Origin of the sequence: Paracholeplasma brassicae (assembly GCF_000967915.1) — a bacterium.
Classification (GTDB): domain Bacteria; phylum Bacillota_I; class Bacilli_A; order Acholeplasmatales; family UBA5453; genus Paracholeplasma; species Paracholeplasma brassicae.
The window spans coordinates 1,025,982-1,048,432 of record NC_022549.1; the positions used below are offsets into that span (position 1 = coordinate 1,025,982).

At 35.1% G+C, this 22,451-nt stretch carries 15 protein-coding genes and 3 riboswitches; all 15 genes read right to left on the minus strand.

Features of this window, described 5'->3' with window-relative positions; all coding sequences use genetic code 11:
* Positions 1–17 precede the first annotated feature (17 nt).
* On the minus strand, positions 18–5,366 hold the full coding sequence (locus BN853_RS04765; RefSeq protein WP_030004820.1) for a hypothetical protein: 5,349 nt from the start codon (positions 5,364–5,366) through the stop codon (positions 18–20).
* A gap of 122 nt (positions 5,367–5,488) precedes the next feature.
* Entirely contained in the window at positions 5,489–7,141 is a 1,653-nt protein-coding gene (locus BN853_RS04770; protein ID WP_030004821.1) for a hypothetical protein, read from the minus strand.
* 17 nt (positions 7,142–7,158) lie between these two features.
* The gene (locus tag BN853_RS04775) at positions 7,159–7,821 is read right to left on the minus strand and encodes a hypothetical protein (RefSeq protein WP_030004822.1); all 663 of its coding nucleotides are present in this window, start codon (positions 7,819–7,821) and stop codon (positions 7,159–7,161) included.
* On the minus strand, positions 7,821–8,486 hold the full coding sequence (locus BN853_RS04780; RefSeq protein ID WP_030004823.1) for a hypothetical protein: 666 nt from the start codon (positions 8,484–8,486) through the stop codon (positions 7,821–7,823). The genes BN853_RS04775 and BN853_RS04780 overlap by 1 nt, the downstream gene beginning before the upstream one ends.
* A gap of 48 nt (positions 8,487–8,534) precedes the next feature.
* A riboswitch (cyclic di-GMP riboswitch) is annotated at positions 8,535–8,609 on the minus strand.
* Between the two features lie 41 nt (positions 8,610–8,650).
* A riboswitch (cyclic di-GMP riboswitch) is annotated at positions 8,651–8,725 on the minus strand.
* Between the two features lie 43 nt (positions 8,726–8,768).
* Positions 8,769–9,419, minus strand: a complete 651-nt coding sequence (locus BN853_RS04785) for a signal peptidase I (RefSeq protein WP_030004824.1) — start codon at positions 9,417–9,419, stop codon at positions 8,769–8,771.
* Positions 9,420–9,421: 2 nt separating this feature from the next.
* On the minus strand, positions 9,422–10,159 hold the full coding sequence (locus BN853_RS04790; RefSeq protein ID WP_030004825.1) for a hypothetical protein: 738 nt from the start codon (positions 10,157–10,159) through the stop codon (positions 9,422–9,424).
* Positions 10,160–10,177: 18 nt separating this feature from the next.
* The gene (locus BN853_RS04795; protein ID WP_030004826.1) at positions 10,178–12,172 is read right to left on the minus strand and encodes a DUF2357 domain-containing protein; all 1,995 of its coding nucleotides are present in this window, start codon (positions 12,170–12,172) and stop codon (positions 10,178–10,180) included.
* Between the two features lie 15 nt (positions 12,173–12,187).
* Positions 12,188–13,708 carry a hypothetical protein gene (locus tag BN853_RS04800; RefSeq protein ID WP_030004827.1) on the minus strand — a complete coding sequence of 507 codons (1,521 nt, stop codon included), beginning with the start codon at positions 13,706–13,708 and terminating at the stop codon, positions 12,188–12,190.
* A gap of 18 nt (positions 13,709–13,726) precedes the next feature.
* Positions 13,727–14,449, minus strand: a complete 723-nt coding sequence (locus BN853_RS04805) for a signal peptidase I (RefSeq protein WP_030004828.1) — start codon at positions 14,447–14,449, stop codon at positions 13,727–13,729.
* Between the two features lie 177 nt (positions 14,450–14,626).
* Positions 14,627–15,532 (minus strand): hypothetical protein, encoded by a 906-nt coding sequence (locus BN853_RS04810; RefSeq protein ID WP_052591259.1) that lies wholly within the window; start codon positions 15,530–15,532, stop codon positions 14,627–14,629.
* Complete coding sequence (locus BN853_RS04815) at positions 15,441–16,460, minus strand: hypothetical protein (protein WP_030004830.1); 1,020 nt, start codon at positions 16,458–16,460, stop codon at positions 15,441–15,443. The genes BN853_RS04810 and BN853_RS04815 overlap by 92 nt, the downstream gene beginning before the upstream one ends.
* Positions 16,461–16,512: 52 nt before the next feature.
* Positions 16,513–17,481: a hypothetical protein gene (locus BN853_RS04820; protein WP_030004831.1), complete on the minus strand. Its 969-nt coding sequence runs from the start codon at positions 17,479–17,481 to the stop codon at positions 16,513–16,515.
* On the minus strand, positions 17,478–18,188 hold the full coding sequence (locus tag BN853_RS04825; protein ID WP_030004832.1) for a hypothetical protein: 711 nt from the start codon (positions 18,186–18,188) through the stop codon (positions 17,478–17,480). Before BN853_RS04825 ends, BN853_RS04820 begins: the two co-directional genes overlap by 4 nt.
* 55 nt (positions 18,189–18,243) lie before the next feature.
* A riboswitch (cyclic di-GMP riboswitch) is annotated at positions 18,244–18,317 on the minus strand.
* 61 nt (positions 18,318–18,378) lie between these two features.
* Positions 18,379–19,815, minus strand: a complete 1,437-nt coding sequence (locus tag BN853_RS04830; protein ID WP_030004833.1) for a bifunctional diguanylate cyclase/phosphodiesterase — start codon at positions 19,813–19,815, stop codon at positions 18,379–18,381.
* 1 nt (position 19,816) lies between these two features.
* Entirely contained in the window at positions 19,817–22,366 is a 2,550-nt protein-coding gene (locus tag BN853_RS04835) for an EAL domain-containing protein (protein WP_030004834.1), read from the minus strand.
* Between the last annotated feature and the right edge of the window lie 85 nt (positions 22,367–22,451).

Sequence of the window (22,451 nt, forward strand, 5' to 3'; positions counted from 1 at the left end):
ACCAGATTTCTCTGGTGTTAAGTCGTTGGATTAAAATCAACAATTTCTTGTTGTCCCCACGGCGGTGTTTGATTGGTTCTAACCACCGTAATGGTTAGCGCATATTTCCTTGGAATGATATCCGATGGGATGTTAAATGAATCAGCAGATACATTGATTGAAGAAGATTCAAACTGAATCACAAACGTAAAGCCCTCTGGTAGATCAATACTGACTTTATAGTTTCCACTCATTGAACTTCTAAACTGTAGGTTACTACCCACATTTGAACCACTAAAATGACTAAATAACGACATTGAAGTCTTTTTTGTTCCACTTTGGAATAAATCAAAGGTAACAAAGACTTTTTCTAAACTGAAATTAACAATGTTTTGATCGTAACGAATGGTCAAGTCAAAATAGACGTTGTTCGTGATGTCTTGTACCGCAACAAAGTAATCAGTGTAATGTGTATTATAATTAGAGTCAAATTGGTCATAGTCTTCAGCATACACACGGTATTGAATGAAATTAAAGACCGAGTCGTCATCGCCTGGACTAAAATCTGTTGATAATAATTCTGATTGTAATTCCGGATTTGCTGCATTATCTATATCTGTAATTCGTCTGATTATTGAACCAAATGGCAAATAAAACGTTGGGCTATAAAATGATAAATCACTCATTTGTACTTGCCCGATAATGTAGTAGGCATTGTAATCGTCATACGCGTTATAATTAATACCTGTTGATGGTAGTGTGACGATTGTTCTTGAGGCAGGGTTATCCAAATACGCCACATAATCGATAGTTGAAATATACTCATAGTCCATAATAATGTTTAATCCAGCGTATACCGTATCTGAGATGAACGTCACATTAGAAATAAGTGAATCGTCACTCTTTAGTTTGCGAACAGTAAAATCTTCATACGCTTGATAGTTCCAAGTTAAATTAAAGCCCGCTACGTTTACTTGTTGAACATAAGAAACGTTAAATACATAATCACCGATCGACGCACTTTGATTAAAATCAACTTCAAATCCGACCTCATCAATTCGGTTGATGAAGTAATCAAGTCCCAAGACAGCCGTTTGAGGTTCTGGCCCTTGATAAGTTGAACTAATTGTAAAGTTATCATCGTTAACAAAGGCATTTAACAAGTTATATTCCACGCGAATATTGGCAATTTCTTGTCTTAACACATTAAATTCAGATAATAGTCCTGTGCTTGCATCCCCATTTTTAAATGATTTGGTGATGTTCGGCTCTGGTGCTGCTTCTTCTAATCGATGTGTAAACGTGGTTATTGAGTTATCCTCAGCTCTAATTGTATAAACAATCGTATAACGATGTTGGTTTGTCGTTGTGTTAAACACAACTGGTGTTTGTAATACAACACTCACAATCGTCGCTTTATGAGATAACGTTAACCCATTGATGTAACTTGGATTATCTGTGTTTCCCATCGTTGAAAAATCTACGATAAATGTCTCTGGGTTTGAAGCATCAAAATAGATCCCATAAGGTATGGTAGTTGTTAAGGTTTGATTATTCGTTATTTCATACGTAATGCCACCATAAGTAATCGATTTAATCAGTTTTTCACTACTTGGTCGTTTTGTAAAATTAACCACGTAATCTTGTTGGTTTGCAGCAAGTACTGATAAGCTGCTCACTAGTTTGTAGTTCCCACTATCGAGTTCGTCATCCAAATAAACTTGAATGTCTAAGGTCCCATTTGCATACGTTGCGTTTGCATTATTAAACCCACCAGGCGCACTGACAATGCCACCTTCGATTCTATAAAGTGATGGGTCTATTAAGACATCATTTGCATCATAGAGCTTAATTTGATCCAATAGCTCATAAGTATCTTTTAAATTGACCGTGTTGTATCTAAATGAAACCGATGGGTTATTTGTCGCTTGATAGTTCACTTGAGTATTAAGAGTCACATTTGTTGGGTTAGACCCACTAAACGTCGTGTTTACACCATCAACTTGCACGTTTGTAATCGATGATAATGATTGATCATTTGTTCGTTTGATTAATATTTTATAATCTCTATAAGTAACGTCATAATCAAAATCACTCTGATCACCTGTAAATGATTCACTGTAGACCCGCACGGTTCCATAGTGCTCTTGATAACTGTCTAATCCTGGCGAAGCTGAATGCTCACCATCAATGTTATAAGGACCATAAGTAGTTAAAATCGTCGCTTTATCGTTTCCACTGTGAGGTTGACCATTAAACTTTAATGATGCACCATATGCGAGTTCATACGTACTTTCGTCGTTGTAGTTGATTGCAAAATTACTTGAAGGTGTGTATTCGGTCATTGTCGTTGTAATTCGTTGGTAGGTGACCTCTTGATTAGGTCCTGCGTACTCGTAATAATTGTAAGTCACAGTCTCCCATGTCAAACAAAATCCCCAAAACTGACGAGTACAAACTTCATAAGTGTCTTGTAATTGACGATACGCCCCATACCCAGCACCAACGTTTGTAGCCGAACTAACTCGTCTACCGTTTCCTGAGGAACGCACTTGAAATAACTCATATGACGTACCCGAACGGTTGAATGTGGACCGATTATACGTAGGGTTTCCATCCTCATAACTTTGATTGTTTGATGTAAATGTCACATTATGTGTCCCATCGGTTGTGTTATACAAACGATTGGTATCATAAACATAATTGCCAGATGCTTGATCAAAGTAATAATGACCAACCCAGGTACCCGTATTCGATCCATAGCTATTTGGTACCCATGTCGCAATACTTGTGTTTGCCGTTTGTTGATTGATTGGTACGTATGAGTCTGTTACAACCGTTTGAAGTTGTGTTTCATAAGCCGCATCACTGTTACTAGCAACGTAATAAATAATTGTTCCATTGACGTTATCAATTTCAGGTTCACCTAGTGTCACGCTCGGATCGTCTTCTTTGTATAATTCTAAATCGAATATGGTTGTTGCTATCGCTTTTTCAAGTTGTTTCATACCACTAAAGAATTTATAGTAGATACTTTGTCCTCTTGAAACAATCTCATCTTGCCAGGTTTGATCACTCATTGCAACCCCATCCACATAAGTGATTGGATTTAAGGCATTCAAGTCAATGTTATCTGGCATAAATAACCCATTACCAATACCTTTGGTTGATGATAATGCGTAAATACCAGCCGTTTGATTGATGTTTTGGAAGCCAATCTTATTTAGGAGTGGCGCACTAACTTTTGATTTCGGTATAAACTGAATAAAGTTTGAAATGTATTGATCGGTCATGAAGTTATTAACCGCTGGTGCTGTTCTAAGTGGAAATGAGGTATGGAAAATACCACTGAATGTTGTATTATTAAGCCCACTTTGTCCAGTAGGTGCTGCTGCATCTAGTGAATAACTCTTAATTAAATTAAATGGTTCTTTTGATGTGTCATCCGCTTTAGTCGTTGCCATATTGCCACTAACTTGGTTAATAATCGTTTGATTAGAACCAGTGATGGCTGGGGCGTTTCCTAAAACGTTAACAGTGCTATCAAAGTTGACTAAATAAGAAAACGTGACACGGGCAATTGAGAAGTTACCGGTACTGTAGTTCCAGTTATTGTTGCTACCTGTGTGAATTTTAGCGATTAGACCACCAAATGCATTGGCATTAGTTGATAAATTCGATGCTACGACAAATGAATGATTGATTGAAATACCCTGATTGATGCCATTGTAAACAAATGCATTTGCGCTAGTAATACGTCTAACGTTGCCATAATTAATCGAGTTTGAAATGAAAATTTCATTATTATTTACGGTACCATACTTCACGAATTTATCAACAAATACAAATCCGTAAATGCCACTACCCAAATTTTTACCATAAATGTTACCATAATTTAGGTTATTAACACTACTTAACAACCCAAGTGACAAAATGCCCGATGATTTATTATGTGTTTCGTTAGCGATGTTTAATCCATCGCTATTTCTTGCGTTGTAGGCAATGACGTCACCATAATTAATACTAAACGCAATTTTTGCAAAATATTGGAAATTATTTTGAGAACCTGCATCGACGTTATATTCATTTTTATCATTTCTTGTTGCGATCCCCGAGGCATTGACCCAACCATTTGTTGTTGAACTATAGGAAACGATGTTTCCATAATTAACAGAGTCTCTAATTTGAGCATATCTAGTTGCCATCAAGAACGTAATACCGCCTGTTTCAACTTCAAATTCCCAACTCACACCTGTTCCACTTGATGATTGAATGGCGTTAGAATTATAGATATCCCCGGTGTTTGCTACACCTGTAAGCATGGATTCGTTAATTAAAACGATACCAGCCATGCGAGACTGTCCCTTAATTCGTGCATCGACATATATCTCACCGTCATTGACTGCGTTGTGGATTGATCCTTCTACTGGTGAGAAATCAACAGAGGTATAATCGATACCTTTTTGTTGATATAAATTCGTATTAGCATTTTTGTAACCAATACCTGAAATGAATAGGTTGGCTACTAAATTAGTATTGGCGTTGTAAAACGAAAGTCTACCACCATTATAAATGTTTCTTGCAGTTCTGTTTTGTGAGACTTCTTCAAATACACCATTAACTTTAAAAGTCTTTTGTGGGTTTGCTAAACCATCAATTGATCCACTTGGCAAGTATAATAATGCATTTGGCATCTCATTTTGTAAGTTAATCGAAATCGAACCGTTATTTCTTAATTGTTCGAAATCCATATTTTTACCTACCACAACACCACTGATTTTCACCCAATTGTGATAAATGGTATTACTTGAGGTAACTGAAATATTCCCTTTATTGTATGCCTGAAAAACCTTGATATAACTACTACTAGCGTTAGTTACACCTAAGTTGTTATAATTACCTGTTGATACAAAATCATTGTTTGCTAACAAGACGCCAGCATAACGATTAAATAGACTTAAGTTCATTTCAAAATTCTTATTATTATAAAGCCCATAAAATGAACCTGTTGAACCATAAGCAAACACACTACCAGCAACCTCTAAAGAGCCATTTGAAACGATAGCATTTAAATTTACGTTTGTGAATGTCGGATAAGTAATGTTAATAATCGCGTCATTCGTAAGTCCGTGCATCACAAAATCATTGACTAAATGAAGGTTTAAAACACCAGAAATTCGTGAACTTGTCGATGACTGATAATGAAAATTAAGATTACCTTTGTTCGTGAGGTGATTTAACTCACCACCAACAGATAAGACGTTACCGATAATACCAGCAGCATAAATGCTTGTGTGCGCATGGTTTTGATTGTATGTTTGTATTTGTCCTAAATTGATGACCTGATTCATTTGATTGATATGGCCATAGCCAACAATTCCGCCCACATAAGAAATAGACGATTGATTCGTCGTTAAATAGCTAAAGCCTGTGATTGGTGCTTTATTGGTTGATTTGATTACACTAATGCCTTCAGCATAGCCAATTAACCCACCAACTGCGGATTCATTTACATTACTTCGATATGTATGAACACCTGTGTCAATAAATCCGTTAAACGACGTTTCATTGATAAGACCAAAGCCTTACCAACTAAACCACCAACATAGGTTTTTGGGTTAGTCCCATTAGCGATTTGAATACCCGCATAGACATGCACGTTATTAATTGATCCACCACTTAAATAACCAGCAATTGAACCAATGGATACCTCAGGACGTTCGCTGTGTGTGGTAATATTTGTAATTCCCATTTTCATATCAATCACATTCAAATTTGCAACTCGTCCGAATAAGACACCAAATAAGCCATAGGTCACTAAGTTATTAATCATTACTTCTTTGTTGATTTCTAGATTAAGAATACTATAGTAGTTACTTGCGCCAACTATGAAATTTCTTGTGTAGAGCGTCGTCTGACTAGGATTTGAAATAGGTAATGATTCTAACGAACCTGAAAAACCAAACTTAGGCGTAATGTAAGCGTCTTTACTAACCGAATCATAATTGATGTCATTATTGATACGGTAGTTTTGATTTCTAAAATAATTCGTTTCATTCAATAGTTGTGACATCACAACTAAATCTCTTGCGTTTGAAATCAATAGGTTGCCAGTTAGGTCTTTCTTTAGACCTTTTAATGTTGGGTAAATCAATGTTCTTAACGCTTGCGGGTTATTAGTAGAATAAGAGTTATTAAAATACCATTTTGAATCAAAACGGTTACTCTCTTGAAATTGTGCCGTCGTTAAACCAACACTTAAATCCGTTGATAACTTGTTTTTTGTATATTTTTGTTGGTCATAATACACATTTACTAATGATTGACCATTATTTGTATTGATGACCGGTGTGTGATTGATTGTTGAGGTTGACGCGTCCGATAAAACGGTAACCAATGAAACAAACGCCTCTTTAAAGATCCCATTATTAATCGATATCAATCCAGATACCTCAAAATCACCATCCACGTTTAACCCTGGTTCTAAGCGGTCATCGATGTAGTAGACGTGAGAAACAAGGCCGTCATTTTTCCCAATCATGGTTGAGGCGTAAATCATTTGACCCCAAGCAATCGGTTGATACATCCAGACGTTTTTTAACCCAAGATTAACCACTTGTCCAGTGGCTCCAACGTTTGAAAACATCGAATAATGGACGAGTGCTTCGTCGTATTCATTGATGTAAACGGACTCTTGGATAATTGGTGAGAAAAATAGATTTGTAATTTCAAAACCTTGGCCATCAAACGTCCCATTGAACGGGGTATTAAACCCCACCGGAATAAAGAATAAACCTTGAGTTGATGCTTCATTATAATCGATGTCTTTACCTAAAACGTAATTGAGATTCAAATACGTTTGTGGTTCTTCTTTGGACTTTAATGAAAAATAATAGAGATCAACGGCATTTTCAATTACGTATGTTTTAGCCGGATTAACAGCTTCTTGTCCTAAGTAGAGACGACTAAATTTAATAAAGTTATTTGTAAAGGCGATTGGTTGAACAGGTGTTTTTAGACCTTCGCCATCAAATGTTGTTGTTTTTTCATAAATGCTATCTTGTGCAATAATTGTTTTTTCATTCACGTAGGAAACAATACCAAAAAAGCTTATGAAAACATAAGCTGCGATCATTAATTTGATTAAATAATGTCGTTTCATACGATCAACTCCAAACGTTAATTAAAGAAAGTTTCACTGATTTGCCAACGTTCGCTAAATCGGTTGGCTTGTACAATATCAAAATAGAAATCGAGGTGTACAATACACTCTTCATAGTAATTGTCAGTTTCACGAACGTTATATCTCGTGCCTCGATCAATTATCTTAAACTCATATGCCACATTAGGTATCAATATGTTGTCATAATAGATATATCCGTTATTATCACTAAGATATGAGAATCCTGAATCCACAATGAATGGGTTATCGATTGGTCCCTCAGGCGTTCTTTCATGATAAATCACACTTGAGACAGTAGTATTCGATTGATAGTAATGTCTAAATAATTGCCACTCATCTTGAAGTCTTAAGCGAAACCTAGAGGCAATAGAACTTGTGACTTCTACGCTTATATTTAATTTACCTATGTAGTTAGGTGCACTTGAATCGCCACCATCAATGATGATAATCTTTTTTTGATTGTCATAGTAAGGACTATTTAAACCAACCTCTAAGCCATCAAAATCAACTTTGAGCACAACATCAAACTCACCATTTTCTAAAATAATCGGCAAAACTCTTTGACTGCGATACCAGGCAAAACTGCTGATGGTCAAGAGTAATGCCGATAAACTAAATATAATCACGGTGACGATTATTTTTTTTGAAATGTACTTCATTAGAACTCACCATCCACTTGGATTGAGTCGATATTTAAGGCTAAATTATAGACATGGTCTAAATAATTAGGGCCTTGATATAAATCATAATCTGCCCAAAACACCAATTGGAAGGTTAAAGTTTCAGAGGCAAATAATGAAACAGACTCTATATATTGTAACATATTTTGATTGTGTGAGTCGATTAAGTTTCTTTGTTGTTCGAGTGTAGATCCACTTGAAATGATGGTTTGAATGTAGTTGTAATAGTCACGAATGTATTCATGAGTTTCTTCGATGTTTTTGCCTTCTACAACGACTAAATAAATGAGGGCTTGCTCATTTAACGTATCTAAATTAATTCTATTTTTAACGGTGATGCTGTCTTCACTATTTGATAAGGTAATACCAATAGATGAAGCGATGTGGTTTAGTGCACCTGAGGTATTTAAGACAATATCTTTATTAAAATCTATGTATGTAAGTGTGTTTGTCGTAATGGTTTGACTAATCACTTGAACTGATTGATTTTCATCTACTTCAATCGATACATCCATTTGACTCGTTTCAAGGTTCACTAGTGTGACGTTATTTTGGAAGCTAAACCAAGCAAAAACAGACGTTGGTAATAACATCATTAATGACAAAACGATTAAGATTGATGGGATTAACGAACGTTTTTTCATCACTAGCACCTCCTTTATAAAAATAAAAAGCCAGCGATCTAATTTCTTAGATGCAACTGGCTACCATTTTTAGGCCCTATAGCTTTGCGTCACTAGGTTTCCCTAGTTTTGCCGAGATTAAAAATAATCCTTAAGGGACAAAAAAAGCCAGCCACTTAAAGATTAAGTGCAACTGGCTACCGTTTTCAGGCCCTATAGCTTTGCGTCGCTAGATTTCTCTAGTTTTGCCTATATAATTTTCTATTTATATTATACTTTTAATGAACACATAAGTCAAGAAATTTAATCTGTTGTATCTTCTTTTTTTAATTCTTCTTCGAGTTCTTTTCTTAATCGTTCTTTTTCTTCACTTATTATACGCGCTTTTTCCGCTTCAAACTGCGCATTAAGCTTTAGTTCGTTACGTTCTTTTACTTGTTTAAAAATAGAAGAAATTTCCATGACTAATAACACAACAAATGCAAGGATTGCCACTAAGAAAATTAAGCTTCTTGAGTTGACTAGTAACTTCCCAAGTCCAAATGCCATCGTTTGACCTATCACTATTCCAACAAGGTTATCTTGTGTTACTAATTCACTGTCAACAGGTGCTTTAGGGTTATCACCTTTCATTAGAATACTGCCATCAGAAATATCAATGGCTCTATGAACGATGTGAATTCCACGAGACGATTTATAGACTAACACAGGATCTTCATCGTTTTCGACCATTCGATAAGCCTCATCATAGCTAATAGTTTTTACTATGATGAACTCACCCACTTGAATGGTCGGTTCCATTGAATCCGTCATAACGACTGAATAGCCACGGTTAAACAGCGTTACAATTCCATTGTTTCTTACCGCTTTCGTCCCTGCGTAAACAAGTGAAAATATGATCACAAGCATGAAAGCAGTTAATAGGTAAGTTGTGATTTTCATGATTTTTTTCATAATTAATCCTCGTAATCAATCAAGAGTTGATCGATTTTAAAGACTTGGTTCATAAATGCATTAGAATTATTCTGAAGGACATTATTTGTATCATAAGAACCAATACTTGGATCAAAATATAAATCAAAAAATATAATTACCACACTATTAGCGTCATTTTGTTTGGCAAGCGAGACATCATCAATTAACGTGTAATTGCTGACCTCAGGCACAAAGTAAGTGTTTGCGTAACTAAATAAGGTCTTTTGATCGGCAGATTCTACGCTGTTGTTTAGATATTTCACGGCTTTAACTTCATATTTAAAAGCGCGTTGTATTTGATTGTTGATTTGGTTAAACCCGAGTGACATAACACCATTAAGTTTTAAATCGAGTGTCGTATCGGTTGTTGAACGATTACTAATGGTAATCGCAAAACTAAGTTTATCAGAAGGTTTTAATTTTTGAGGTATAACCGCACTTGCTGTAGGATTTTCTAAGAAATCGTAACAAAACGTTGTGTTATTACACGTATTGTTTTCTAATGTGTATGAACTACTACCATCAAATGTATCTTCATCGTTATATCTATAGAAATCAAAGTCGATTGCTAAATCTTTGACGCTTGCCACGAAAGGAGAAACACTTGCGTTTCTTGACTGTGAAATCCATGCGAAAACAACGCTCGTAAATAGACCAAGGGTTAATATGAATAACCCAATGGTCAAGAAGAACAAACGATTACTTTGGTTTCTTCTCATAATTAACCCTCCTTACTTCTATTTCTCTTTTTCTTTTTGGTTCTTTAACTTCAAGACATTTTCATAGGCAGTCTTTTCAGCCTCAAGTTTGTGAAGCGTGCGCTCTTTTAGTTTTTCAAACTTACTTTCAAGCTTAACTTGATTATTTTCGTGTTGTGCACGCAGTTTGACTTTAATGTGCGCTTCTTTTTGACGTTTTTCTTCTTTAATTTGTTTTAATTCTGCCATGTAATAAGCCTTAATGCGTTTCTTTTCTTCTTTAAGCTTATCTGCTTGTTCCTTTTTAAATGCTTTGATTTGCTTTTCTACTTCTTGAGATTGTTGTTTCTTTTCAAGCTCAAATTTGGATGTTATTTTAGCGAGTTTTTCTTCATAAGACTTATCAAGCTTCTCTTTTTCAGCCAAGAGTTTCACATTTTCTAAGTGATTTCGCTCTTCAACTGATTTTTTGAGTAGTTCTTCTGTTTGTTGGCGTTCTTTTTGAAGTTCTTCTTTCATTTTAGACGTATACTTTAAGCTTTCAGCCAACAGTTTATCGTTTTCTTTGGCCATTTGTCTTTCATTTTTTAATCGTTCAAGTTCTTTTTGTTCGGTTATTGATTTTTCTTGGCGTTTGGATAAACTTGAGATCAATCGTTGGTCATTCTTTTCGATTTCTTTTAACAAACTACGTTCAAGACGGATGGCATTGTTGTAATCGACTTCTTTTGTCTCTCTAATGATTCGAGCAATACGTTGTTTTTCTTTAAGTTCTTTTAACAAAACCTCAGGATCATCATTTTTGACTAGTTGTCTAAACACATCAGTTTCAGTATCTAATTGAAAATGTGACTCATAAACCCCATTCGTAATATTGATTAAATCACGAATGGCACGTTTTAAGCCCACTTCATAGGTGGATGACTTTTCTAACTGTTCGTCCAAATCCTTCTTAAACAACTTTTTGTTTTGTTCTAAAAAGTATTGATTTAGGTTGGTATCTTCGAGTTCAATTCCTGAAGGTTCTTCAATCACATCATCAATGTGTTTTGTTGATACATTAAAGTGTTTCTTCCGATACGCTTTAAGCTCAATTTCATCGTATAATTCTTTACGCTTGTTTTGATTTGCAGTAATGGTAATAAACGACGTCATTGCAAGACGTTCGACGTCTTTTAAATACGCCTTATCAAAAGTTAAATCCTTTTCTTTAACCGTTACGTCGTAGGCAACTAAATTATAACGATCAAGAAATAACCAAAGCATGTAAGCATTTCTAAAATCCACATTCTTTAAGATGATTTGTGTTTTTATAATCGGTGGAATGACTTTTTTTTGCCCTTCCATTAATTGCATAAACTGTGAACCTTTTAAAGAAGCAACCAGTTTGTCTAAGTGTTCAACCCGTTTTAACAGCTTTTTATTGTATTCGTTTAATTCAGGGTTATCAAGTTCATCTTTTAATGTCACATCAATCGATAGATCCACATTTGTTTGATTTAGCTTAAACGCTGATTGGTAATTAAAATGTTTCTTTTCATACGAATCAAAATTCTCTTTGATCGTATCTAAACGAGATCTCACAAAATGAAATAAACGTTCAATTAACGTCATAATAAACCGGTTTTCATAAATGCCGTAATCAATGTCGGATTCTTGAACCATAATCTTTTTAGGCATCACAGAACCGTCTCTTCTAACTTCTTTAATCATATGAGTATGTGAGGCTAAATGTCTGATTGATTGACTATTGACTTTTTTTGCCCTTTCAATCGCAACGATTTCTTCATCGTATTTTAAAGACGATTTCGGATTTTTTGTGATTTTATCTAAACTAGGAAAATAGGATTCAATGGTTTTAATCCATGTTTCATCAAACGCTTTTGATTCTGACATGTTTTTTTGATAAACCGTATTTGACCCACTCTTTAACGCCTTATAAAACTGAGTCGTGAATGGATCATTTTCGACTTGTGTGAGTAGATCGATGTAATTTTGGTAAATCAAATCCAACTGGTCCTGTGGTTTTTTCATAGTTATCCCTGCTTATTAAAATTGTTTTCTTAAATCATTAATGAATAATGTACATTCTTTAAAGGCATTTTTACCAAATAGTTTATCCATCACGGTAATTAATTCTGCAAGTTCATCTTGTAAGAATGGTAAGTTTAACGTTTCAAACTTTCTTAAGATCTTTCTTGCGACCATATAATCTAAGCCTTCAATTTCAGACCCACCACAGGCAACAAACACAGGCACAAACGCTTTAATTTGTTTTGTGATACGGTTACCGAAAGTGATTTTAAATTTCGCTGCAATGAAATCATCTAATTTTTCAAGATTATCCATGGTCTTTGGCGTAATTGGGTTTGCTTTTTGAGCCGTTAGGAACAACGACTCTAAATATTCATGACTCATTGTTATACCATCTGTTGGTGGCGCATCTATGAATTCCGCCTTTTGGTTCATGATGATCGATACCGCACGGTCATAGACCTTATCAGTAATCGTAAAGGTAGAGTCATCTTTATTAGCCGTGCCAACAAACCAAACGTTTTGTGGCACCAATAACTTACCATTTTCAAAACGTCTTGGATCACCAGGTTGAGTATCCGGCACAATATCGATTTTCCATTCACTCACGTTTGGCATTTCCATAATTGATAAGAACTCAGCAAAATAGTATTCAATACGAGCTAAGTTTAATTCATCTAGGACGATGAAGTTTAAATCTTCGCGATACGTTGTTTCATAAAGTTCTTTTAAGAAGTCAGTTTCATTAAACTTCTTTGTAAATTCGTTAAGGTATCCAATCATTTCGGCACGATCACGCCATGACGGTTGAACCGATATGATGGCTGAATCGTTACTAAAAAACTTCCCCATTGCGTAAGGTAAACTGGTCTTACCAGTCCCAGAAATACCTTCTAATATCATAATTTTCGATGTAGCCATACCTGAAAAATAGGTTGCGATTGTTTTTTTATCGTAATAAAGTCCCAGTTTAGATGCTGAGAAATTGATAAAACGATTAATTAATTCTGGTAGACCAATCATATCCTCAGGACTCATTGTAACGGATGTAATTTGATTCTTATAGGTGTTATCTACTTGAATCAATTTAGCAAAACGGGACGTAATGACTTTTGGTTTATCATCAAATGGGTTATCTTGTCCTGAATAACCAGTGACATTGCCCATTTTGAGTTGAAGAATTTTATTCTTTTCATCCGCAAGTTCTACGGTCTTTTGGCTTAAAAGAGCAATTTCTTCTAAGAGTTCGTCTTTATCTAGCTCAGACTTCGCAAAACGAATGTAATGTCTTAAAAACTGGTAAAGTCTTATGACAATAAAAATAATGAATATGACGTTGATTCCAATTACGACAATGGCGATTAACCAGTCTAGGAATCCGAACGTTTTACTCGCATCGATTAAATTTTTAAAATAATTAACGACGTCATTAAAAAGTAAATCGGCAAACGCTTCAAAAATTCTTTTGAAAAATTCGCCGATGTTTGAAAATAACCTTCTAATAAAGTCGACATAATAACGTGCAAAATTGACCATCGTATTACCTCTACTTAGTTAGGATTGTTTGTTTTGTTGTTCTTTCTTTAATTCTTCTAATAATTCTTTTCTTAATTTCTCTTTTTCGGCTTCGAGTTCTTGTAAAACTTTTTCTTTATCTTGTTGATGTTTTTCTTCCATCTTATTCTTACTAATTGATAATACCGCTCTTGCAAGGTTTATGCCTTGAATCACTAGTAAAACAAAGACTGGTAGAATGATTGCGATTGCAAATCCAACCGGTGTTTGAAGTCTATCAAGTGTTGTACCTGCATTTGACCAAGTACTTCTGTGTACTGCGATTAGATCGTCATGTAATACTGTTTCATACTGTTTACCTTCGTTGTTTTCACCCTTGACGTATGCCGCACTATTGGCTGCTTTATCCCCTTGTGTGATCACGTAGTTTGATCCAATATCAACGATTCTGTGGGTATTAATTCTTAAAATATTCCAATCATAGAAGGTAACAATATCGCCTTCTTTTAAATCTTTAATTGATTTATCATTTAACATACGTACGATGATTAAATCGCCTTTATCAAATGAGTTTTCTTTTGAACCTTCCATTGAGTCTGAAACGACCGATAAGAACCCATAACCTAATGCGTTAGGGATGTCGTTAGCCTTCTTAATTCTCATATTCGCAATTGAAAAAATCAATAAAGCTGCAAGGATAATGTAAAATACTACATTTCCAGTAATACTTAATATTCGTTGAACCGTGTTTTTGTTTTTCACTTAACGCATCTCCTTTTAAATTAGCCGAATTTATCTAATTTAAATTATAATATAAAAACGCTTTAAAATCTATATTTTATTGATTTTTTCTATTGGTTATTAGAAATTTGGTTAGATCCACTACTTGTGAGTAGATCTAACCAATGTTTGTCTAATAAAATTCAGTTATTAAATATCTTATTCTTTTCCTTCAAATGATAAGGTTATAGCAATTGCTTCTTTTAAAATGGCATTAAAAGTGTCGGCATCCCATCCTTCAATCCATACTTTAACATCTAGATTACCTGTATTATATGTAATTCCATTTTCAGTAGCTGCACCAGCTAAGTTAAGAACATCAAATCCATTAGGTGTTCCTGTTGTGCCAGCTGGGAAGCTTGTTTCTGTCGCAAGCATCGTTTGACCACTTAAAGCTGGGAACTGATTATCTGGGTTTTTAGCATTATGATAAGCGATTGCTCCATCAGTAATAATAATTTGGCTTCCGCTGTTTTCTACACCTTCAATTACACCATCGGCTAATTGAAATGCTTTTGTGACTGTCCCAACAACTGCTACTCTCACTGCATTTGCTGCTCTAACATCAACTGGAGCTGCAGGTGTGGCTTGTGATCCATCAGCCATTAAAAACGTTGTGTCTGGTGTCCACGATTTAACATCAGAACCGATTGTTGCATTTTGCCAATATAATTTAGTTGCATTTTGTGATCTAAAATACAAAGTAAACGATATATATGAACCGGCAGGAGCTGTGTTTGATACCAAAGTTCCGACAGGATTATCTGTAACATCGGAAACTGAGATTTTAGTGAAGTTTATCGCATCAGTTGTAGTTACGTCTGATAACACCGGTGTTTCACCACCATTTTGTGATTCTAAAAATGCATTAATCACACTACTTGGAAGTGTTGAATACCAATTAGTTTGATCTAGAGACACTTCAATACCTTCACCTGCTGTAACTTCAGCATTGAACTGACCAATTTCTGCTCTATTTGATAATGTGAACCAAGCGAATGTGCTTGTTCCTAAAGCCGCAACCGTAATGATTACAGCTGTAATTGATAATAATAATTTTTTCATTTTCATTTTTCTCCTTTATTTTAATTCTTATTTTTTTTACTTTTCCTTCGAAAGAAAGTGTAACATTAATCGCTTCTTTTAAAATTGCATTGAAAGTATCTGCATCCCAACCTTCAATCCACACTTTTACAACTAAATTACCTGTATTATAGTCTATACCATTATCAGTAGCTGTACCATTTAAATCGAGTATGTCAAATCCATTAGGTGTTCCTACAACAGTACTTTCAGGGAAACTTGTAGCTGCTTCTAATATGCTAACACTAGATAATTCAGGATACACATTGTCTGGGTTTTTTGCATTGTGATATGCAATTGCACCATTTAAAACGATTGAGTTACTAGCACTATTCACAACACCTTCAACTGAACCTGATGCTACTTGAAATGCTTTTGTTACTGTTCCCACAACTGCAACTCTAACTGCGTTTGCAGCTCTAACATTGACTGGAGCTGATGGATTTACACTTGTGCCATCTGCCATTAAGAAAGTTGTGTCTGGTGTCCATGATTTGACTTCGGATCCTATCGTTGCATTTTGCCAATATAATTCAGTTGCATTTTGTGATCTGAAAAATAATGTAAATGAAATGTAGGAGCTAGCAGGAGCAGCAGTTGGTACTAATGTCCCAACAGAATCACCTGTAACATCTTGAATTGATACTTTAGTGAATGCCACTGCATTGGTTGTTGTTACTGCTTCTAAAATTGGCGTTTCTCCATCATTTTGTGATTCTAAAAATGCATTAATAACACTACTTGGAAGTGTTGAGTACCAGTTCGTTCCATCGATAGATACTTCAATACCTTCCCCTGCTGTAACTTCTGCATCGAATGAACCAATTTCTGCTCTATTTGATAGAGTAAACCATGCGAATGTTGATGCGCCAAGTGCTGCAACGACTAAGGTTACTGCAACAATGCTCATCACCAATTTTTTTGTATAAGTTTTTCATTTTCTTTTTTCTCCATTTTCTCTTTTATAAGTTTTCATTTATTTCGGTAAGACTGTTTGCTGGTTTGAATGTGAGTTGTATTTTGATTGTGTCATTCAAAATGGCATCAAACATATCCGCGTCCCAGCCTTCAAGCCAAATGTTGATTGTTAGTAAGCCTTTGTAGTAAACTCTACCGTACTCATCTAACTCGTTTGTTTCTATGAGCCTTAACAACAAGGATTCATCACCTAAGGCTAAGTTTGGGTTATATTCTGCAAACTTTGATAGCTGATATATCGTTTCAGGTATGATCTTTGGTGGGGTTAGATTACGACTGGTTACTTGATTGTAGTAAGCAAGCCCGCCGTAAGGCTTACCAAAACCTCTTAGCTCATTTTCACTTGGATCATAAATGGTTGTAAGTAGACTGTCTTCTTCTCTTAAGTCTTGTTCGTTAAGCTTTTGCTCAACAAATGATACCCGAACTGCGTTTGATGCAAACGCCTTAAATGTTTCACCTGCATTCACGATTCTTGTTTCTGAATGCTGATATGTGACTTTTGATCTAAAATCCACACCCTTAGATAAGAAGTAGGTCCCCTCATCTGGTGGTGTGTCATAGATCGCACCTACGTTTACGTTTTCATATAGATATACGTTACGATAGGGAGAGGTTGATCTGAAGTAGAAATCAAGCGAGATATAATCACGATTCTTTCCTGCTTCTTTTAAATTTTGTTGGATACCAGTATAGAAAGTCTTGCCATCATAACTGGTCACATCCGTTAATTTTAACTTAGACAACTCGTCTAAGATTGCTTGCCCTTGAAGGTTTTGCTCATAGTTTATGCCATCAAGAGACATTTCAAGTCGGTTACCTAGTGTAGCATTGATGCCAATGCCTTCGACTCTATTAACCGTTGTAATGGTAATCCATGCGAAGGTCGATGCGCCAAGTGTGATTGTTAAGAGTGTAAATGAAATCGATAATAACAAGATTTTTTTTATCATCTATCCGCATTTGAAATTTCAAAGTTGATTTGAAACCTTATTCTTCCACCTAACATCTCATCACTTGAGTCTTGACCTTCAATCCACATAAGATAAGTAAATTTTCTAATTTGTCCTGCTTGTAATTTGTTAATATCTCTTTCGGCAACTGTCGTTCCGCTAAAGGTGACTGCCTCAGGAAGGTTCACATAATTTTTAGGAAATGGGTCTTCTTTTTGATACATGGTCCTGGTGACTTCACCTTGGAGGTTGTCCTCAATCACAAGTATTCGAATCGCATCATCTAAATTATTGTGAATATCATTTAGTGAAATGGTGTAAGTCAAATCAACCATTTCAAGCCCGCTATTCTTTATATAAAATGTGTACGCGGTATAGTCTTTGTTGTTTGGATCAGTGTATCTACCGTCAGTATTAATTGCGGCTTCCACATTCAAAAATAGATAAGTTGTATCAAGTGCATCCATCGTTGGGTTTACAAAGAGTCTAGATGCTGCATTTGTAAAATCCAAACTCTCAGACAATTGAATATTCTTTTCACTTGCCTCAGGACTCATTGTTAATGCATAAGTCCCAGTTTGAAGCCCATAGAATGTCACAAATCCAAATCCTAAGGAAAGTAGACCACTGATCAAAATGATTAATGTGACGTATCTTCTTTTTAATTTAGGTTTTTTTTGTGCACCAAGTACTTCAGATAGCCTCATATAATCACCTTCTATCTATGTCTTAGTATATAAAAAAGCCAGTCGCTCACTTAACGTGTGCAACTGGCTACCATTTCAGGCCCTATAGTTTTGCGTCACTAGATTTCTCTAGTTTTGCCTTTTAACATGACATACTTTTCGATACAGTGTCATTTTAGCATGATGGATTATCTTTGTCAATAACTTTGTATTATATTTTTTCGTTGTGCTTTAAAACTTGATAATAACCCTTTAAATCATCGAAGCTCATCGGGTGCGCAAAGTGGTAACCTTGGCCATAATGGATGTCATAATTGACTATTTTTTGAAGCATTTCATCATTTTCAATACCTTCTGCGATGATCACTTTCTTGTTATTCTTACCGAATTCGACTAATAAGTTTGCAAACTTTTCTGTGACGTAGGTTTGTTCTTCACTAATAAAACTCTTCGATAATTTAATAATATCGATTGGTGCCGTCTCAAGTCTTGTTAGTGTCGCGTAATCAAGACCAAAGCCATCAATTGCGATATTAAAACCGATGTGTTTTAACTTCTTGATGCTTTCAACCACGGTTTGATGTTTTTCAAAAAGTGCGTACTCTGCAAGCTCTAAGATGATATTGTTCGCATTCATCTTATACTTTCTTAAGAGTTTTTGAAAGTCTGTTGCAATCGATTCATACATTAACTGCTTGGGCGATAAGTTAAACGATAGCTTAATGTCTTCAGTAGGGTAGGCTTGTTTAAGTTGATAATAACTTTTGATTAGTGACTCTAATCCCCATAAACCAACCCAGTAAATGTCACCAGATTGTTCCATGATGTTTATAAACTTATAAGGCGAGAGTAATCCGTGCTCTGGGTGTTCCCACCGTAAGAGTGCTTCTGCGCCATATATTTTATTTTCATCAAGCTTGATGATTGGGTGATAATACAAAACGAATTCTTTTTTCTCAATCGCTTTTTTAATTTGATAATAGTACTCTAGGAATTCACCATCGGTTTGACTCATGTCCTCAGAGTAAATACGAATCGCGTTTCCACCGTTCTTCTTAACGGTATAAACCGCTAACTTCAAGGAGTTTAGCATCGATTTGATGTTATTACCGTGGATTGGGTAATAACAAAGCGCAATCGAGGCGGTGAGGTTAATGTTTGTTTCACCAAAGAGATCTATCGACTCATTGATGGCTTCATTTAATTTCCTTGCGTAGTTTAAGGCTTGCATTTTATCGTAATCTAGTGGCACAAATATCATAAAAGAATCTGAATCATATCGAGAAACTTTGATGTTTTTAGGCATAATATCAACCATTCTCTTGGTAATTTTCTCAATAATTTTATCCGTTTCTTTGGTTCCAAAAGTATTATCAATATCAGCAAAGTTATCTAGATCCAAATAGATCATCGAGAAAGAGACATCTTTACCAATTTTTGCAATATATGAAGAAACATATGAGTTCATGGCACTTCTAGATAGTGCACCTTCAACAAGAATATTTCTTTCTTCTTTGTATCGTCTTTCGGTTGTTAGTACATTTTTTGCAAGAAAATACAACAATGCAATCGTAATACCTAGAACAACAACAAAGATAACTGTCGAGGTAACGCTACCCATTTCAGTTTGTAAAATGATTTTAAACATGTTATTTCACCTCTTTTTTCTTAGATAGTTTATCAAGTGAAAATTCATTTAGCAAGACAACTGCATCATCAAAGCGCATCGCTTTTCCAATGTAGAAGCCTTGAACGGTGTTACAACCGCTCTTTTTAAGTAATTGGTACTGCTTATCATCCTCAACGCCCTCAGCAATCACCTCTAAATCTAAGTTCTTAGCTAAGGAGATGATCATGTTAATGATGGCCTTAGAATATTTATCACTAAGCGCGTACATGATGAACTTGCGGTCGATTTTAATTGAATCAATCGGTAACTCTTTTAGATATAAGAGTGAACTATAACCGGTCCCAAAGTCATCTAGGTGAATTGAAACCCCAAAACGTTGTAATATTTTAAGTTTCTCTATGATTAGTTCAAATGAGGTCATTAAGAACGTTTCAGTCACTTCTATCGAAATCGAATTTGGTTTTAAATCGTAACTTTGATAGATTTGCATAAACTCATTTGTAAACCCTGCTTGTAGCATTTGAACGGGTGATATATTCATTGAGATGTTGATGTCATAGCTTTCAAGTGCTTTTGCCATTTTAAAGGTTTGGTGCATGATTTGTCTACCAATATCAATAATTAAGTTGTTTGATTCAGCTAGAGAGATATACTCTTCTGGTGATGTACTTAAATACTTTTTGTTATCCCAGCGAATAAGTGCTTCAAAACCGACAATTCTATCTGAAACGGTCGAATACTGAGGTTGTAAGAACATCACAAACTCTTCTTTTTCAATCGCCTCAATCAAATCTCTTTCCATTTGTTCTTTTTTATTCACAAACTGACCAAGCGTGATGTCATAAGTCACCAGTTTGCTTGTTAATAAGGTCTTACATTTGTTTAAGGCAAGCATGGCGTTATCATAAATTTCATCTTGATTTAGGCTAACGTAGTTGTCGTGCTCTAAGTTAAAGACACCAAAACGGAAATCTAACAAGAAATTATTCTCATCCACGTCGATGGTTTGTTCAAGCGTTTGAGATAGTTTTTCGACAAATGGTTTAATGTCCTCGTAACTAGCCAGGTCTTTAAAGAATATCGCAAAATGATCTTGATATAAATTATAAAGCGTTGCATTCTTATTTTTTAATAACTCTAATGTCGTATTTCTAATGTTTATAATCATCTTATTTACTACGACTTCACCTAATAACTTAACGTAACTAGTAAAATTGACCATCGAAAAAACGAGTAGGGCATTTTTGTTGCTATGTGTCTCTGTTTGACTGACATATGCCGCTAAGTCATACTTTAAATGATTGATGTTTGGTAATTTAGAGATCGAATTAAAATGGGCAATCGAACGGTAAGACTGAAACTTTAATTCAAGTTTCGTGTAGTTATCCGCAACGAGTAAATACCCAAACGTTGTTTTTAGTGGAATAAATCTTAAATAGAGTTGATGCTTCTCTAAATCAAAGCGTGTTGATAACACTTTTTGACGTTTAATGATGTCTAGAGGGTTTTGATTGTCCTCAACTAATAGAAAATCACGCACACTAACTAATTTATCGTGAGCAACAATGGTTTCTTTAAAACTTCTATTTTTCTTTAAGATTTTGCCGTAACGGTTAATTTTTACCATCATTGGCTTGTCGTAATAAAACTTAAACCTTGAGTTTTCAATGTCCGCTACTTTCATTTCGACTAACTTATAACCGAGTAATAAGAAGCCGATGAATAATACCACGGATAGACTAAAAATTAGAATCAGTGTTTCAATTAAGGCTTGATTTGATCCAATCACATCGTCATACAAAAAGACATTGACGAAGTAAATCGGTTCTAATGAGTCATAATTGACTTCATTAAAGGTAATAAAAGAGACTTCATCTAGGTAGGTTGTTTCAATCAAGCCAGATTGATTTGATCGAAGATTCAAAAAGAAGTCTTTGCGTTCAACCTCAAGTAAAAAATGGTTGCCAAATTTGGTCGTTGAGTATTGTTGATCCGAACTGATAAACACATAGCCGTCTTGAGAGATAATGTAACTTTGATAGCTACTTGCGTGATTTGAATTAAAGATGTTTTCGACGTAAGCGTTGGCATCAAGTAACATGACATAATCATTTGAGGTAAAGACAACGTAATTGGTTTGATCTTCTGTATTAAATACGGTGCTTAGTGGGTAAATCGATACGGGTATTTGAAAATAATTCGTTTCGAAAAACACTTGCTGATAAACTAAGCTTTCACCGAACAAGGACAGTGTGTTTCCTTCTTTTTTCCCAAAGGTAACGGGCGTTAAGCCATTAAATGTGACACTTTCTTTATGATCATTTAAACCGTCGATTGGATTTACATCATTCATATGAGCATCAAGGTAGACTAAAAATGCGTCGTAATCTTTTTTAAAGGTGGACGATAGGTGCGTATTCATCGATTCACCAATTAAACTTAGATTGTCGGTGGTTCTTTCTTTTAAGAAATTGTTCGTAATTAGAAAAAACGATGAGTAAAGCAGTGCACTAAGCACGCTAAATCCTAAAATCATAAAGATACTTAATCGAATTTGAAACCGTTTCACGCCATCACATCCTTCCTAATTGAACATTGTATCATAAAAAAACAAAGAAAAAACGCGTATTTCTTTATTACCATTATACAACAAA